Annotated in this window: 16 protein-coding genes and 1 pseudogene; 11 read left to right on the top strand and 6 right to left on the bottom strand. The window is 65.6% G+C overall.

Going from position 1 to position 16,596, the window contains the following annotated elements; all coding sequences use genetic code 11:
• Positions 1–36 precede the first annotated feature (36 nt).
• On the top strand, positions 37–180 hold the full coding sequence (locus NMQ11_RS07920) for a rubrerythrin-like domain-containing protein (protein ID WP_255166954.1): 144 nt from the start codon (positions 37–39) through the stop codon (positions 178–180).
• A gap of 20 nt (positions 181–200) precedes the next feature.
• On the opposite strand, the gene NMQ11_RS07925 is transcribed toward NMQ11_RS07920, so the two are convergent.
• Complete coding sequence (locus NMQ11_RS07925) at positions 201–671, bottom strand: DUF7992 family protein (protein WP_255166956.1); 471 nt, start codon at positions 669–671, stop codon at positions 201–203.
• Between the two features lie 107 nt (positions 672–778).
• Between NMQ11_RS07925 and NMQ11_RS07930 the strand changes: the two genes are divergently transcribed.
• Positions 779–1,567 (top strand): HAD-IIA family hydrolase, encoded by a 789-nt coding sequence (locus NMQ11_RS07930; protein WP_255166958.1) that lies wholly within the window; start codon positions 779–781, stop codon positions 1,565–1,567.
• A gap of 66 nt (positions 1,568–1,633) precedes the next feature.
• A pseudogene (locus NMQ11_RS07935) lies at positions 1,634–2,685 on the top strand (S66 family peptidase).
• Positions 2,686–2,697: 12 nt separating this feature from the next.
• On the opposite strand, the gene NMQ11_RS07940 reads toward NMQ11_RS07935, so the two are convergent.
• On the bottom strand, positions 2,698–3,144 hold the full coding sequence (locus NMQ11_RS07940; RefSeq protein WP_255166959.1) for an acyl-CoA thioesterase: 447 nt from the start codon (positions 3,142–3,144) through the stop codon (positions 2,698–2,700).
• Between the two features lie 90 nt (positions 3,145–3,234).
• Between NMQ11_RS07940 and NMQ11_RS07945 the strand changes: the two genes are divergently transcribed.
• The 5 genes from NMQ11_RS07945 (at position 3,235) to NMQ11_RS07965 (ending at position 9,571) form a co-directional block, all read left to right on the top strand.
• Entirely contained in the window at positions 3,235–5,007 is a 1,773-nt protein-coding gene (locus NMQ11_RS07945) for a TraB/GumN family protein (protein ID WP_255166961.1), read from the top strand.
• Positions 5,004–5,654: a zinc metalloprotease gene (locus NMQ11_RS07950; protein WP_255166962.1), complete on the top strand. Its 651-nt coding sequence runs from the start codon at positions 5,004–5,006 to the stop codon at positions 5,652–5,654. Before NMQ11_RS07945 ends, NMQ11_RS07950 begins: the two co-directional genes overlap by 4 nt.
• A 52-nt stretch (positions 5,655–5,706) precedes the next feature.
• The gene (gene purM, locus NMQ11_RS07955) at positions 5,707–6,687 is read left to right on the top strand and encodes a phosphoribosylformylglycinamidine cyclo-ligase (RefSeq protein ID WP_255166963.1); all 981 of its coding nucleotides are present in this window, start codon (positions 5,707–5,709) and stop codon (positions 6,685–6,687) included.
• A gap of 214 nt (positions 6,688–6,901) precedes the next feature.
• Positions 6,902–8,173: an ethylbenzene dehydrogenase-related protein gene (locus NMQ11_RS07960; RefSeq protein WP_255166964.1), complete on the top strand. Its 1,272-nt coding sequence runs from the start codon at positions 6,902–6,904 to the stop codon at positions 8,171–8,173.
• 81 nt (positions 8,174–8,254) lie between these two features.
• The gene (locus tag NMQ11_RS07965; protein ID WP_255166965.1) at positions 8,255–9,571 is read left to right on the top strand and encodes an MFS transporter; all 1,317 of its coding nucleotides are present in this window, start codon (positions 8,255–8,257) and stop codon (positions 9,569–9,571) included.
• A gap of 85 nt (positions 9,572–9,656) precedes the next feature.
• Here NMQ11_RS07965 and NMQ11_RS07970 read toward each other — a convergent pair whose 3' ends face one another.
• The gene (locus NMQ11_RS07970; RefSeq protein WP_255166966.1) at positions 9,657–10,154 is read right to left on the bottom strand and encodes a macro domain-containing protein; all 498 of its coding nucleotides are present in this window, start codon (positions 10,152–10,154) and stop codon (positions 9,657–9,659) included.
• Positions 10,155–10,298: 144 nt separating this feature from the next.
• Here NMQ11_RS07970 and NMQ11_RS07975 point away from each other — a divergent pair, with 144 nt between their 5' ends.
• The gene (locus NMQ11_RS07975) at positions 10,299–10,511 is read left to right on the top strand and encodes a hypothetical protein (RefSeq protein WP_255166967.1); all 213 of its coding nucleotides are present in this window, start codon (positions 10,299–10,301) and stop codon (positions 10,509–10,511) included.
• Between the two features lie 55 nt (positions 10,512–10,566).
• Here the strand turns inward: NMQ11_RS07975 and NMQ11_RS07980 are convergent, their stop codons facing one another.
• Complete coding sequence (locus NMQ11_RS07980) at positions 10,567–12,036, bottom strand: aldehyde dehydrogenase family protein (protein ID WP_255166968.1); 1,470 nt, start codon at positions 12,034–12,036, stop codon at positions 10,567–10,569.
• A 207-nt stretch (positions 12,037–12,243) separates the two neighbouring features.
• On the opposite strand from NMQ11_RS07980, the gene dpsA reads away from it, so the two are divergent.
• Entirely contained in the window at positions 12,244–12,789 is a 546-nt protein-coding gene (gene dpsA, locus NMQ11_RS07985) for a DNA starvation/stationary phase protection protein DpsA (protein ID WP_255166970.1), read from the top strand.
• 52 nt (positions 12,790–12,841) lie between these two features.
• On the opposite strand, the gene NMQ11_RS07990 is transcribed toward dpsA, so the two are convergent.
• Together NMQ11_RS07990 and katG are read right to left on the bottom strand one after the other, a co-directional pair.
• Positions 12,842–13,009, bottom strand: a complete 168-nt coding sequence (locus tag NMQ11_RS07990) for a hypothetical protein (protein WP_255166972.1) — start codon at positions 13,007–13,009, stop codon at positions 12,842–12,844.
• A gap of 121 nt (positions 13,010–13,130) precedes the next feature.
• Entirely contained in the window at positions 13,131–15,314 is a 2,184-nt protein-coding gene (gene katG, locus NMQ11_RS07995; RefSeq protein ID WP_255166974.1) for a catalase/peroxidase HPI, read from the bottom strand.
• Between the two features lie 294 nt (positions 15,315–15,608).
• Here katG and NMQ11_RS08000 point away from each other — a divergent pair, with 294 nt between their 5' ends.
• Positions 15,609–16,568 (top strand): carbohydrate kinase family protein, encoded by a 960-nt coding sequence (locus NMQ11_RS08000; RefSeq protein WP_255166975.1) that lies wholly within the window; start codon positions 15,609–15,611, stop codon positions 16,566–16,568.
• The last annotated feature ends 28 nt before the right edge of the window (positions 16,569–16,596 follow it).

Genomic DNA, 16,596 nt, shown 5'->3' on the forward strand with positions numbered 1-16,596 from the left:
CGAGAGTCTTTTGCCCGTGGGGTGCTAACATCACACATGAACAGGTTCGACCCGTACGTTCCCGTGGGTTCGTACTACGAGTGTCTGGGGTGCGGATTCCGCGCGACGGCGGCGCACACGCCGGGGTCGTGCCCGCGCTGTGGCGGTCCGGTGAAGAACATGGGTATCGCCCAGGAGTGACGCGAGCGGAGCCGTACCGGTCAGCCGAAGTCGGGCAGGTCCTCCGGCGGCTCGTACTCGGCCTCCCAGTCGATGTACTCCTCCTTGAGGACGACCGAGACGATCTGTCCGAACTCCGTGAGCTCGGCGTTGATGGCGGAGACGGTTCCCCACGAATCGATCTCGGGGTGGTACCCGCGCTCGCGCCAGTCCTCGGAAATGCCGGGGGCGTGATAGCCCACCCGGTCGGCGAAGTCGTCCCAGAAGAAGTCGAAGCCGGCGAACAGCTCGAGGTCGCGGGCGATGGCGTACTCCTCGTCGGTGAGGTCGGTGTCCGCCGCCCACTCGGAAAACGCCTCCTCCCAGGCGCCGTCCTCGAGAAACTCCTGGAGCTCCTCGCGGCGGTAGTCGACGTCCGTCTCGGTCCCGGTTCCGATCGTGGCGTCCTCGTACTCGTTCGGATCGACGAACGACAACTCCGGCGGGTCGGGCGGCTCGACATCGAGTCCCATGGCTCGAGGAAGGGCGGGTCGAGGGATAAGAATTCGCCCCGTCCTCGAGGGCGGCTCGAACGTCGGAACCCGAACGCTCAACCGCCTCGCTCCCTTTCGGTGAGCCAATGACCGGTGACGGCTACCAGGCGGCGATCCTCGACGTCGACGGGACCATCGTTCGCGGAAACGCGTTGCTCCCCGGTGCGGTCGACGGGCTGGCCACCCTCGAGGAGGTCGGCGTCTCCCGACTGCTCTTTTCGAACAACCCCACCCGTGGCGCAGCCCACTACGGCGAGAAGCTGGCCGCACACGGGATCGACGTCGCACCCGAGGACGTGCTCACCTCGGCGACGGTGACTGCGGCGTACCTCGCTGAAAACCACGCCGGCGAGCGGATCTACCTCGTCGGCGAGGACCGACTCCGACGGATCCTCGAGGACGCCGGACTCTCGGTTACGACCGAGCCGACGGCCGCGGAGGTCGTCGTCGGCTCGATCGATCGCGACCTCGAGTTCGACACCCTTTCGGACGCCCTGACGGCTCTCGAACGTGAGGTTCCCTTCTACGGCACCGACCCGGACGTGACGATTCCGACCGACGACGGCTCGATTCCGGGCTCGGGCGCGATCCTCGCGGCGATGGAAGCGATGGGCGGTCGTCAGGTCGACGCGATCCTCGGAAAACCGTCCGCGGTCGCCGCCGCGGCGGCGATGGCCCGCCTCGAGGCACCGCCCTCGGAGACGCTCGTCGTCGGCGACCGTCTCGACACCGATATTCTGCTCGGCGCGGACGCCGGGATGGATACCGCCGTCGTGCTGACCGGCGTTACGACGCGAGCGACCGTCGAGGACGGCGACGTCACTCCGGATTACGTTCTCGAGTCGCTGGGCGACGTGGGCGACCTCCTCTCGTAGCCGGGACCGTGCGAACCTGTCGCAGGCCACCGCCAGCTACTTTTCCTCGCCGCGAGAGCCCCGACCATGCAGGAGTTCGTCACCCCGCCGCCGCTCGAGCGCGGCGACCGTATCGCCGTCGTCGCCCCCGCCTCGAACTCGGCTGCGGAGTTCCCGCACGTCTACGAGCTGGGACTCGAGCGCCTGCGCGACCCCTTCGGCCTCGAGCCGGTCGAGTACCCCACCGCCACGCGGGACGCCGACTTCCTCTACGACCGCCCCGAAGAGCGGGCGTCCGACGTGATGGACGCCTTCGCGGACCCCGAGATCCGGGGCGTGATCGCCGTCATCGGCGGCAACGACCAGATCCGGATGCTCTCCACCTCGAGCCCGACGTCCTCCGGGAGAACCCGACGCGATTCTACGGCTACAGCGACAACACGAACCTCGCGCTGTACCTCTGGAACCTCGGCGTCGTCTCGTTCTACGGCCCGTGCGTCCTGACGGAACTCGCGATGGACGGCGGGATGTTCGAGCACACCGTCGAGTACACGGAACGGGCGTTGTTCGCCGACTCGTTCGGCGACCTTCGACCCGCCGACCGGTTCACCGACGAGCCGGGCGACTGGGCGGACCCCGACTCGCTCGAGGAGCCACGAACGACGGAACAAAACCCGGGCTGGTCGTGGTCCGGCGGCGAGGCCCCCGTCGCGGGACGCGTCTGGGGCGGCTGTCTCGAGATCGTAGACCAGCAGTTCCTCGCCGACTGCTTCCTCCCCGACGAGGACGCCCTCGAGGGGACGGTACTCGTCCTCGAGACGAGCGAGGAGGTGCCCGATCCCGAGTGGGTCGCCGGCGTGCTCCGGGCGCTCGGGGAGCGAGGGCTGCTCGAGCGGTTTTCGGGGGCGATCGTCGGCAGGCCGGCCGCGCGCTCGCACCTCGAGGGTCGCGAGCCGGAGTGGCGAGAGCGGTATCGAGAACGGCAACGAGAGGCTGTCTCGAGCGTCTTCGCGGAGTACAATCCGGAGGCGCCGGTCGTTCAGAACGTCGACGTCGGCCACACCTGGCCGACGACGCCGATTCCGATCGGCGGACGGGTCGAGATCGACCCGCGGGCCGAACGGATCCGATTCGACTGAGGAACGAGCCGATTACCGGCCGTCGTCCTCGTTCGCCAGCGCCTCTTCGCGGAGTCGGCGCCCCTCCTCGGTGCCCACCGTCAGCTCCGGAACCGTCGTCGGCCGGCGGTTCTCGTCGATGGCGACGAAGACGAAGTAGGACTCGGTGGTTTTCTCGCGCTCGCGAGTCCGGAGGTCCTCGCGGTAGGTTCGGAGACGAACCTTCACGCTCGAGCGCCCGGCGTCGTAGACGTAGGCCTCGATGAAGGCGGTGTCGCCGACCGGGATCGGGCGCTCGAAGTTCATCTGGTCGACGCGGGCGGTGACGCAGGTTTCCCCGGAAAAGCGCATCGCCGACATCGCGCCGATCTCGTCCATCCACTTCATGACGTTCCCCCCGTGAGCCGTCTCGAGCATGTTCGCGTGGTTTGGCTGGACCATCTCCCGGTTCTCGATGAACGTCTCCATCAGGTCGGTCATCGGCGGAGATTACGAGAGGACGGCAATCAGTCTTCTCAACCCGCATGGGGCTTCGATACTGGTAAAAGTCGGGACGATGTTGATGCGGTAATGAGTGATGCAGGCGACGCGAGCGTTCCGGAGCCGCCCGATCCGCCGGAGCGCGAGCGCGGTTCCGTCACCGTTCTCGGTACGGCACACGTCTCCCAGGCGAGCGTCGACGAGGTCTACGAGACCATCGACGAGGAGCGCCCGGACGTAGTCGCCGTCGAACTCGACGAGAGCCGGTATCGGCAGATGCAAGGCGGTGCGCCGGAGGACATCGAAGCTCGAGACCTCCTGAGCGGGAACACGGTGTTTCAGTTTCTGGCCTACTGGATGCTTTCCTACGTCCAGTCGCGCCTCGGCGAGAAGTTCGACATCGAACCCGGCGCGGACATGAAGGCGGCGATCGAGGCCGCCGAGGCGAACGGCCACGGCGTCGCCCTGGTCGACCGCGACATTCAGGTGACGATGCAACGGTTCTGGGCGCGGCTCTCGCTCTCCGAGAAACTGAAGATGGTCGGTGGCCTCGCCCTCGGCGTGACCGATCCGCGAACGATCTCGGTGGGCTTCGGCGCCGCAGCCGGGCTGTTCGTCGGGCTCGTCTTCGCCGCGTTTCTCGCCCCGCTTCTCGGCCTCGGCGACCTGCTCGCGTTCGGGCTCACCGATCCGGCGACGCTCCAGTACGTCGGCGCGCTCGGCTACGGCACCGTCGGCGGGCTGTTGATCGGATTGCTTTTCCTTCCCTCCCTCGAGACGCCCGAGGAGTACTCCGGCGGGCTCGTCAGCGGCTTCACGCTGCGGGTCGCGATCGGCGTCCTGCTCGGAATCGGTGGCTGTCTCGCTCTCGTCGCGACGAACACGTTCGTCGGGCCGCTCTCGGCCGGCGCGTTCGAAAACGCCGGCACGCTCACGATCCGCGGGCTGGTCGGCGTCCTCGCCGGCGTCGGGATCGGGGCCACCCTCGGCTTCCTGCTCGGCTCCGCCCTCGACGCGGTCACTGAGGACGTCGAGGACCTAGACGAGATCGACATCGAGGAGATGACCGACGGCGACGTCGTCGCCGCCATGATGGAGGAGTTCCGCCGGTTCAGTCCCCGGGGTGCCAACGCCCTGATCGACGAACGCGACGCCTACATCGCCCACAAGGTCCACGCGCTGCGCGAGCAGGGGTTCAACGTCCTCGCGGTCGTCGGCGCGGGCCACAAGGCCGGCATCGACCGCTACCTCGAGAACCCCGAGACGCTGCCGCCGCTCGAGTCGATCACCGGCACGGACTCCGGCCGGCGGTTCTCGCCGCTGAAGATCTTCGGCTACCTCGTGATGGTCGGCTTCCTCGGCTTTTTCTTCCTGCTGATCATGGCCGGGGTGCAGAACACGTTCCTCTTGCAGCTGTTCGCCGCCTGGTTCCTGTTCAACGGCATCTTCGCGTTCACGCTCGCCCGGCTGGCGGGTGCCCGCTGGACCAGCGCCGGCGTCGGCGGCTCCGTCGCCTGGCTCACCAGCATCAACCCGCTGCTCGCGCCGGGCTGGTTCGCCGGCTACGTCGAACTCAAACACCGGCCGGTCAACGTCGGCGACATCCAGGCGCTGAACGAGATCATCGGCGACGCGGATCGTCCGCTCGGCGAGGCTCTCGAGGAGATGTTCGACGTACCGCTGTTCCGGCTTATCATGATCGTCGCGCTGACGAACGTCGGGAGCATGATCGCGACGCTGCTGTTCCCGGTCGTCGTTCTGCCGTGGCTGGCGACCGATATCGGCGGGGTCGACGCGCTGATGAACGAATTGATCCGGGGCGCGCAGATGAGTCTCGAGCAACTCCTCGAGCTGATCCGATGAGCTACCGAACCCACTCTCGATCACAGTCGCCCCTCGAGTTCAGCAACCGCGAACTGTTCGACCTCGCCGTCGCCTGGATCGCACTGAGCGTGGCGTTCGCGCTGTTTCTCGATCCGCCGAGTGCGGGTCGGTTCGACCTCGAGCCGTTTCTCTACCTCACGGGACTGAGTTTCGTCACCGTCGGCGTCGCCTTCCTGCTCCACGAACTCGCCCACAAGGTCGTCGCGATCCGCTTCGGCCAGGTCGCGGAGTTCCGCGCCGACTACGGGATGTTGTTTCTGGCGATCATGAGCGCGCTGGTCGGCTTCCTGTTCGCCGCCCCCGGTGCGGTCTACCACCGCGGCCGGATCACCTACCGGGAGAACGGCCTGATCGCGCTGGCGGGGCCGGTGACCAACCACGGGCTCGCCGTCGTGTTCCTGCCGCTCATGTTCCTCCCGGCCGCCGTCGGCGCACCGTCGTTCGTCGGCCAGATCGGTCACATGGGCGTGCTCATCAACCTCTTTCTGGCCGCGTTCAACATGATCCCGTTCGGCCCGCTCGACGGCAAATCCGTCTGGCAGTGGCACAAGGGCGTGTTCGCGCTCGTGTTCGGCCTCAGCCTCGTCTTCCTGGCTGGTTTCCTCCTGCTGTTCGGCCTCTGGTAGCCGCCCGCGGCGGACCGGTGTCCTTTTGCCGGCCCCGCGAGGTCGTTCAGGCATGACCGACGGAGACGACGAGGGACTCACGTACGCCGGAACCGGCGTCGATATCGAGGCCAGCGAGGACGCCACGGCGGCGCTGCTCGAGGCCTTCGGCTCCGACCTCACCACGGAGTACGCCGGCCTGCTCGACATCGGGGATCGGTACCTCGCGCTGGCGACCGACGGCGTCGGAACGAAACTGCTGGTCGCGGAAGCGATGGACGACTTCTCGACCATCGGCATCGACTGCATCGCGATGAACGCGAACGACCTCGTCGCCGCCGGCGTCGAACCGGTCGCATTCGTCGACTACCTCGCGATAGATGAGCCCGACGATCGACTCACCAACGAGATCGGCCAGGGACTCGCCGTCGGACTCGAGCAGGCCGACCTCACCCTCCTCGGCGGCGAGACGGCGGTGATGCCCGAGGTGATCAACGGCTTCGACCTCGCGGGAACCTGTGCCGGCCTCGCGGCGAAGGACGAGGTGCTCGAGGGTGAATCCCAGGTGGGCGACGCGCTCGTCGGCGTTGCCTCGAACGGGATCCACTCGAACGGCCTCACGCTCGCGCGCGAGGCGGTGACCCGGAATCACGAGTACACCGACACGTTCCCGCTCGACCCCGAGGTGACGATCGGCGAGGAGCTGTTGCGGCCGACCCGGATTTACACGGAGCTGCTCGAGTCGATGCGCGAGTACGACGTTCACGCGGCGGCGCACGTCACTGGCGGCGGCTGGACGAACCTCTCGCGGATGGGCGAGCGCCGGTACGTGATCGACGATCCGTTGCCCACACAGCCGATTTTCGAGTTCGTACAGGAGGAGGGCGAGGTCTCCGACGAGGAGATGCACCGGACGTTCAACATGGGAACCGGGTTCGTCCTCGCGCTGCCGGAGGCGGACGCCGAGTCGCTCGCTGGGGAAACCGACGGGAGAGTCATCGGTCACGTCGAGGGCGGTGATGCCGTGGAGATTCGCGGTCTACCGCTGTCCTGATTTTCGTCGGATCGTCTTCTCGCTGCGATCCGGCGTTCGGGTTGGTGACAGTGGTACGTGAGTGCCAGTCGATTTCACGGCTAGCTGTCAAAAACGACGTGCTAAATACGGAGGATAAGTTCAGCAAACCGTCTTCGATTATTTCGAGTAATGTGCGCTGAACGTCCATCAGTCATCGATCAATACAAGAATTCGCCCGATTGATTGGCGTGACGTGACTCCTGACTGGCGTCCCAAAGAGTCTATTAAATGGTTGGAAACGCAGGTTGCCTTCAACGAGCGGCAAATATCCTTCCGATTCACCTGGGAGCAACCTGATCCCGGTGGCTGGCTCCATGATATGCTCGTCTACCAGGACGGAGAGTGGCAACAGTTCGGCGATCCGTCGCCGTGGGTTGCCAACGGTGAGTACGGGGATCACACTGGATTCTACGAAGATCGAGTAAGCTTTCTACTGGACGACGGCTCCGTCAAAGGTGCCGAGCAATTCGGTGGATGGCTGACTGTACACACCGGTCAGCGGTCGATGCCTAGTCAGGTTCCCAGATCGGACGTCCGCGAACACGATCACTTTGGGCCGGACGGGCTAGACAAGACGGATATCCGGAAGTACATCCCACAGGCATGTGAGGGTGAGTGGTGGGAAAACGACTGGCGAGCGGTCAGACCACAGCACGAACTCGACCAGTTGAAAGCCGACGGCGTGTTTCTCGACCTGCCAATGTGGCGTGCTCACCGCAGTAACCCGAAAGGATACGGGACGGATCACCACGTCCTTGATTATCGACACAGTGACCAGGGCCAAAATACGTACACGGCCCAAAACTGGAACCCGGAGGACGGCCCCGAGTATATGTGGAACCCGGACGTCGTCGATGCTGGTGCGCTCGACTATCACGATATTCGTGACGGCACTCTCCCAGACCAGCAGGACGGAACATATGCACTGGAACTGGAAGATGCAGCGGAATTCGATCCAGCTGTCGCCGAGTGGGAAGGCGCGATGATCCCACGACGACCGTTGCGAGAACCCTCCGGAAGCGCCGCAGATTGGAAGGCCACCGGGACGTGGGAAGATGGCCAGTGGATCGTCGAAATGTGGCGCGATCTGGAAACTGACCATCCTGCCGATACCAAACAGCTCCACCCAGGCGAGGTGTACACGTGGTCGCCGGCAGTTCATCACGGGGCTGGTCAACGATGGCACTGGGTCGCCTATCCCTACAGGTTAGGACTCGGCGTGAAACCCGATTACGTGGGCGACCAGTACACCGATGGAACGACCGAACTCGTCGCTGAGGGATTTACGGGCGAAAACCCGAACTGGGACACGGTCGAGTCGCATACGATCCCACTCATCTTTCCAGGGACCCTCACGTGGGACGATCTCGTCAGTTCAGCGCACTCGCGTAGTCCAGAGATCCGTGACGCAGGGATTACGATGTGGGAACTGTACGAGAAAGATCCCGCCTCGTTTCTCCCCTAAAGACTGTCAGGTGGGGCCAGCGTTCCGGCCCAAATCACCGACTTCGCCGACATTTATGCTCATGACTGGCTGAATTAGACTATGGCAGGTCAACAAGTCGAAGTTGCCGGACCGATGGATGCGTTCCGGCAGTTCTTCTCCCTTCAGCGAGACGTTCTGGTACTCTCGTTGGCGATGTTTGCTTTCAGCTTGGGGTTCCAGATGACCAATCGATTCCTTCCGGAGTATCTCGTCTTCCTCGGCGCAACTGGGTTCATCGTGGGTCTGTTCGCCACGCTCGGGAACGTAATCGGGGCAGTCTTTCCGTACTACGGTGGGGTTGTCTCTGATCGCGTCGGTTCACGATATGCCTTGACTGTTTTCGGATTTCTTTCGACGTTCGGATTTGCGATCTGGTTCGCTGCTGCCTACATCCCGGCAATCGATCTTGGTGCGTTCGTCCTCGAGCCGTGGGTTTGGGTGTTCGTCGGGCTGTTATTGGCCCAGTGCTGGAAATCGTTCGGAATCGGCGGTCACTACGCGATTGTTAAGCAGACCACCGAACCGAGCCGACTGGTTCGCGGATTCGCCAGTACGGAAACGTTCCGACGAACAGCGTTTCTGATTGCGCCACTGATCGTCGCTATCCTCGTGGCCGACCAACTGATGCCCGGTTTTCTGTGGGTGCTCGTGATCGCCATTGTCTTCGCTGTCCTCGGCACAATCGTACAGCACCTGCTGTACGAAGCCGATAAGGACACCGTCGGGAAGGAGTTCCAGGGCTTCGGCCAGATCCTCACCGATCTACGGGCGCTTCCAGACCCATTACGTCCATTGCTGGTGGCAGATACGTTCGTGCGGTTCGCCAATGGGATGGTATACGCGTTTTTCATCCTCGTGATCACGCAACTGATGGGGATCGGACTGACGGTGACGGTTCCCGTGTTTGGCACGATCAACCTGTCGCCCGCCGCGTTCTTCGGCGTTCTCCTGAGCGTCGAGATGTTTATCGCACTCCTCACGATGGCTCCCGCCGCCAAAATCGCCGAGCATGTCGGACTCAAGCCAGTCGTTGGACTCGGCTTTTTGGTCTACGCCGTCTTTCCGATCATGCTCATCTTCGCGCCGGAAAACTCGTTGGTCTTGATCGCACTGTTCGCGTTCTCGGGGCTGCGCTTCGCTGGGTTACCGGCTCACAAGGCACTGATCGTTGGACCGGCTGAACGAGGTGCAGGCGGTCGAGTGACTGGCTCATACTACTTCGTCCGTGGTGCGATCGTGATCCCCAGCGGGGTACTAGGTGGGTTCCTGTGGGAGTTCGTGAACCCGGAAATCTCGTTCACGATTGCATCGGTCATCGGGATGATTGGTGTCGCCTACTTCGTGATCTTCGGCGAGGAGTTCGAGGCCTACCAATAGTTGGAAGCTGGATAGTTAGTTGGTCGCGGTAGTTTACTCACCGCGAACCATTGATCAACGCAGCTTGCCCGACAGGCGATCGAGTTTACTCGAGCGCCGTCCGTCGCACCGTCTCGTACTCCCCGTCGCTGTAGGCGATGAGGCGAACGTCCGTCAGCGATTCGGGCTCGTACTCCCGAATCGTCTCGGCGATGATCGCCGCGCCGTCTGCGAGGTCGAACCCCGCGACGCCGCAGCCGAGCGCCGGCAGGACGAGCGATTCGCACCCGCGCTCGTCGGCAGCCTCGAGGGAGTTACGGGTCGCCTCGCGGATGCTCTCGGCGGTCGCCCGGCCGTCGCCGTCGTGGGGCATCGCCGCCGCGTGGATTACGTACTCGGCCTCGAGGTCGTAGGCGTCGGTGACGGCCGCGTCGCCGAGGTCGACCGGTCCCGTCGCCATCGCTTCCTCCTCGAGTTCGTCGCCCGCAGCGCGCCTGAGCGCACCCGCGACGCCCGATCCCATTCGCAGGCTCGTCCCCGCCGCGTTGACCAGCGCGTCGGCCTCCTGTGCGGCGATGTCGCCCTGGATCACGTCGAACTCCATGTCTCGAGAAACGCTCGCATCGGTCTTCAGCGCTGGGGCCGCTGCGGCCGTCGATCGGCACCACCTGGCCACCCTCGAGCGGTCGCCCCGCCGCCGGCCCATGCAGGTGTGTCGTTTACCGAGACTCGAGGCGAACGCACGACAATGGACATTCCTACCGATCGGGTGCTGATCATGATCGTCGCGGCGACCGGATTCGCGGTCCTGGTCGGCGGCTGGGCCGGCGGTCTCGCCCGCGCGGAGGCGTCGGGCTTCGAGGAGATCGCCATCCGAGTCGGCCTGGGTGCCGTCTTCCTGATCGCGATGATCGGCGCCTGGTACCTCTTCGCGGGCGTCGACGAGGAGAGCGAAGCCTGATCGCTCCCGGAGCGCAGCAGGCAGAGAAATGCGTAGAATGAGACTCGAGTTACAGTTAGAGGATGATGCTCTTCTTGCGCATCATCTCGTGGATCGAGGCGTCGAGGCCCTCGCGGCCGATGCCCGAGTCCTTGTTGCCGCCGAAGGGAACGTCGCCCAGGCCGTGAGAGGGCGCGCCGTTGATACGCACCGCGCCGGCGTCGACGCGATCCGCGACGTCCAGCGCCCGGTTGTAGTCGGTCGTGAACACCGCGGCGTCGAGGGCGAGGTCGGAGCCGTTCGAAATCTCGATGGCTTCCTCCCGGTCCTCGAAGGTCGTGACGACGGCGACGGGGCCGAACTGCTCCTCGTCGACGATACGGGCGTCGTGGGGGACGTTCGCAAGCAGGGTCGGCTCGAAGAACTGATTGCCGAGTTCGTCCGGAACGCCCTCCGGCGCCCGCCGCTCCCCGCCGCGAACGAGGTCGGCACCCTTCTCGACGGCGTCCTCGACGAGCTCCTCGACCCAGTCGGCCTGGTCCTCGCTGATGAGCGGGCCGAAGGCGGTCTCCTCGTCGAAGAGGTCGCCTGCCTGCCAGGTGTTCATGTTGTAGTCGATCTTCTCGACGAGGTCGTCGTGGACCGACTCGTGAGCGAGCACCCGCGAGATCGCCGAGCAGCGCTGACCGGCGTACTTGAGCGATCCCTTCGTGCAGGCGCCTGCCACCTCGTCCAGGTTCGCGTCGTCGAAGACGATGGCGGGCGCGTTGCCGCCGAGTTCCATGTGCAGGTTGACCATCCCGCTCTCGCGGGCGACGTGCTTGCCGGCGCCCGAGGAGCCGGTCATCGCGATGGCGTTGACGCGGTCGTCGCTCGAGAGCACGTCCCCGATCTCGCTCCCGCGGCCGGGAACGAAGTTGAACGCGCCGTCGGGGAGTCCGTCGACGTCCGCGATGACGTCGGCGAGGATCGCCGCCGAGATCGGCGTGTTGCTCGCGGGTTTGAGCAGGACGCTGTTGCCCGCGGCGAGGGCGGGGGCGACCTGCAGGGCGGTCGTCGCCAGGGGGTAGTTGTACGGCGTGATACAGAGGACCGCGCCGATCGGCTCGTGTTTGACGATGGCGTTCCAGCCCTCGTGGCCCTCGGTGGAGCCCTCGCGGAACTCGCCCTTGCTGACGATGTTGCGGGCTTCCTCGGCGGCGCGGTCGAAGCGCTCGGCGGCGGAACCGACCTCGCCGCGGGCCGAGGAGATCGGTTTGCCGGCCTCGCGGACGATGACCTCCGCGAGCTCCTCCTCTCGTTCGCGCAGTCCCGCCGCGATCTCTTCACACCACTTCGCGCGCTCGACGACCGTCGTCTGGCGCAGTTCGGGCTTTACCTCGTGGGCGGCCGCGAGCGCCGTCCGCGCGTGTTCGGGGCCCGCAGCCGCGACGGCCGCGAACGTGCCGCCGTCGGCGAGATCCGTCACCGACAGGGTGTTCTCGGTCTCGAGCCACTCGCCGTCGACGTAGATCCGTTCTCTCCGCTGTGCGACTCTGGTTGCCATATGCGGCCCTACGAGCGCCTCACTGAAAATATTTACTCAAGGGTGAAAAAACAGAACAGCGATCTCTAGTGTTTCCTCGCGTGACCTGTTTCGCCCCTCGGAGAGTTACGGTGACAACGGATGGGTGAAAAATATCTTCCTGAATCGAAAATAAAAATTCTGTGCCGGGAAACGCTTAAGGGGAATGGCGGTGTAGCGGCTAGCGAGATGAGCACTCAAAAGACCGTCCGACAGCAGGCCGACACCGTCGAGGAGAACCGACTGCGAATCGAGCGGGAGAAGGCCGAACAGATCGTCGACGCGCTCAACTCCGAGCTCTCCAACTCGTACGTCCTCTACCACCAGCTGAAAAAGCACCACTGGGTCGTCGAGGGAGCGGAGTTCCGCGACCTGCACATCTTCTTCGAGGAGGCTTACGAGCACGTCGAGGAGGGGGCGGACATCATCGCCGAGCGCGCACAGGCCCTCGGCGGCGTTCCCGTCTCGGGACCGTCGAACTTAGAGGACCGCGCGACCGTCGAGTTCGAAGGCGAGGACGTCTACGACATCCGCACCATGATGGACAACGACCTCGAGATGTACGGCGACATCATCGAGTCGATGCGCGGCAGCATAGAACTCGCCGACAACCTCGGGGACTACGCCACCGCCGAGATCCTTCGAGAAATTCTCGTCACCGTCGAGGAGGACGCCCACCACTTCGAACACTACCTCGAGGACGAGACGCTCGTGCTCGAAGAAGCGACGCACTGAGCGGGGCTGAAGCGGTTCGGGCGGCTTTTTTTGAAGAAACGGCGCTCGAGAGTCAGGGCTCGAGATCGACGGCGATGTCGGTCGCGATCCAGCCGTCGGTGTTGTTCCGTTCGGTGAATACGACTTTTCCGGGGCGCGTTTCGTGGCTGGTGACGAGCCAGTCGGCGGGCTCGCGATCGGCAACCGTCCGTTCGTCCTCGTTACGAGCGGGAACGTCCATTAGCAGATCTTAGGCGCCCCTAAAACTAAAAAGATTCCGGGTCGGGTCGCCCGCCCGGATCGACCGGGGTGCTCGACTCGCCCCCGAGCCTCGCAGCGGGCGTCGCCGGCCGCTCAGTCGCTCACTCGAGGTCGAACCGATCGAGCGTCATCACCTTGTGCCACGCCTCGACGAAGTCGTGGACGAACTGCTCCTCGCCGTCCTCTGCGGCGTAGACGTCGGCGATGGCCCGAAGGCGGGCGTTCGAGCCGAAGACGAGATCCACGCGGGTTCCCGTCCACTCGACCTCGCCGGTCTCGCGGTCGCGGATCTCGTAGCGTTCCGCGGCGTCCGCGGGCTGTTCCCGATCGACGACGTCTTCGGACTCCGACCCGTCGACGGACTCCCACTCGTAGTCCATGTCGAGCAGGGTGACGAAGAAGTCGTTGGTCAGCGTCCCCGGCTGGTCGGTGAAGACGCCGAGATCGGAGCCGTCGTAGTTCGCGCCCAACGCGCGCATGCCGCCGACCAACACCGTCATCTCGGGAACGGTCAGTTCCAGGAGGTCGGCCTTGTCGACGAGCAACTCCTCGGCGGAGTCGGCGGTCTCGTCGCCGAGATAGTTGCGGAACCCGTCGGCTCTCGGCTTGAGCGCCTCGAACGAGTCGACGTCGGTCTGTTCCTGCGAGGCGTCGACGCGACCCGGTTCGAACGGAACTTCGACGTCGTAACCGGCGTCGGCTGCGGCCTGCTCGACGGCTGCCGCGCCGCCCAGGACGATCAGGTCGGCGAGCGAGACCCGCACGTCGTCGGATCGCGAGCCGTTGAACTCCTCCTGGATGATCTCGAGGGTCTCCAGTACGGTCGCCAACTCCTCGGGGTTGTTTACCTCCCAGTTCTTCTGTGGCTCGAGGCGAATCCGGGCGCCGTTCGCGCCCCCGCGCTTGTCGCCGTACCGGAACGTCGACGCCGACGCCCAGGCGGTCTTTACGAGCTGGGAGACGGACAGCTCCGATGCGAGGAGCTCCGCTTTGAGTTCGGAAATCTCCTCGTCGCCGAGCAGGTCGTAGTCGACCTCGGGGAGGGGGTCCTGCCACAGCAGTTCCTCGTCCGGAACCTCCGGACCGACGAGCTGGGACGGCGGACCCATGTCGCGGTGGATCAGCTTGAACCAGGCCCTCGCGAAGGCGTCCTGGAACTCCTCGGGGTTCTCCCGGAAGCGCTCGATGATCTCCCGGTACTCGGGATCGCGCTTCAGGGCGACGTCCGTCGTCAGCATCATCACGTTCTCTTTCTCCTCCGGGTCCTCGGCACCGGGTGCGGCGCCGTCGAGTTCGCCGTTCTGCGTGGTCCACTGCCACGCGCCGCCGGGACCCGTCTCGGGCTCCCACTCGTGCTCGAGCAGGTTGTCGAGGTAGCTCGTGTCCCACTGGGTCGGCGTGGTGTTCCACGGTCCCTCGATGCCGCTGGTGATCGTATCGGCTCCCTTTCCGGAGCCGTGGCTGCTCTCCCAGCCGAGTCCCTGCTGCTCGATGGGGGCGGCCTCGGGCTCGGGGCCGACGTGGTCGTCGGGGTCGGAGGCGCCGTGGACCTTCCCGAAGGTGTGTCCGCCGGCGATGAGCGCGGCCGTCTCCTCGTCGTTCATCGCCATCTGGCCGAACGACTGTCGGATCCGTTCTGCCGCCCACTCCGGATCCGGATTCCCCTCCGGTCCCTCCGGGTTCACGTAGATGAGCCCCATCACGGTGGCGGCGAGCGGGTGATCGAGTTCGTCGTCCTCGTCGAAGCGGTCGGCGGTCTCCCACTCGCTTTCGGGGCCCCAGTCGACGGCCTCGTCGGGCTCGAACTCGTCTTCGCGTCCGCCGCCGAAGCCGAACGTCTCGAAGCCCATCGACTCGAGGGCGACGTTCCCGCTCAGGACGAGCAGGTCGGCCCACGAGAGCTGTCGGCCGTACTTCTGCTTGACCGGCCAGAGCAGGCGGCGCGCCTTGTCGAGGTTCGCGTTGTCGGGCCAGCTGTTGAGGGGCGCAAACCGCTGGGTGCCGCCCGAGGCACCGCCGCGGCCGTCGCTGATGCGGTACGTACCGGCGCTGTGCCACGCCATTCGGATCATTAACGGCCCGTAGTGGCCGTAGTCGGCCGGCCACCACTCCTGGGAGTCCGTCAGCACGTCCTCGATGTCCGCCTTCACCTCGTCGAGGTCGAGCTTCTGGAACTCCTCGGCGTAGTCGAAGTCCTCGTCGACCGGACCGACGTCGCGGGCGTTCTGGTCGAGAATCCCGAGGTTCAACTGATTCGGCCACCAGTCTTGGTTGGACCTGGTCATCGCCTGGAAGTTGCTGCTTTCGCGTGTTAAGATTGTCTATTTCGGTAACGAAGTCTTCGTTGGACCCCAAGAACTATTCCGAATCCGTAAACTTTTGACGGCGACCGCGGCGCGCCGTGCATTCGACCGTCGTCGGCGAAACCGGCCGCAACGCGTGGGTCGACGGGAGTTCGACGAGGTTCGGTCGGAGAAGACGATACGGCCGCCCGCAGTTCCTTCGGGACTCGAGTCGGACCGATCCCGCCGCCGCCGCGGAGCGAAGCACTAACGGGCTCGCTCCCGGATACTCCGACGATGAGCTACGACGTGCTGGTCGCCGGCGAAACGCTGATCGACTTCCTGCCGGCCCGTCCCGGCCCGCTGTCGGACGTCGAGGGGTTCGAGCGCCGGCCCGGTGGCGCCCCCGCGAACGTCGCCGTCGCGCTCTCGAGGCTCGAGGCGCCGCCGCTGTTCTGGACCCGCGTCGGCGACGACCCGTTCGGGCGCTTCCTCGAGGACACCCTCCTCGCGGAGGGGATTCCCGGCCGGTACCTCGAGCGCGACCCGGCCGCCAAGACGACGCTCGCGTTCGTGACCCACGACGAAGGCGGCGATCGGACCTTCTCGTTCTACCGGGACGACACCGCCGACACCAGACTCGAGGCGGGGACGATCGGTGACGACGCGCTGGAGTCGGTTTCGTGGGTCCACGCCGGCGGCGTCTCCCTCGCCGGCGGCTCCTCGCAGGAGGCGACGCTCGACCTGCTCGAGCGAGCCGCCGAACGCGACTGTACCGTGTCGTTCGACCCGAACGCCCGGCCGGAGCTGTGGCCCGACGCGGGGACGTTCCGTGAGGTCTGTCGGGCGGCCCTCGAACGCGTCGACGTCTGCAAGGCGACCGTCGGGGAGCTCGAGGCGCTCGGGTTCGACGGAGCCACCCCCGAGGCGCTGGCGCGAGACGCCCTCGAGGCGTCGGGGCCGCACACCGTCCTCGTCACCCGCGGACGCGAGGGCGCCGTCGCCGTCGCGGGCGACGGCTCGCCGTGGCCCGGGGTCGCCGACCACGGCGGCTACGAGGTCGACGTCGTCGACACCACCGGCGCCGGCGACGCGTTCGTCGCCGGCTCCATCGCGGCGCTGCGCGAGGGGCGAGGGCTCGAGGACGCGCTGTCGTTCGCGAGCGGCGTCGCGGCGACGGCCACCACCGACGCGGGGGCGATGGCGGCGCTGCCGACCCGGGCGGCCGTCGACGCCTTTCTCGCGGATCGTCGGTAGTCTCCGGCGCCACCCCGTGCAAGCAGAT

The organism is Natrononativus amylolyticus (assembly GCF_024362525.1).
GTDB lineage: Archaea > Halobacteriota > Halobacteria > Halobacteriales > Natrialbaceae > Natrononativus > Natrononativus amylolyticus.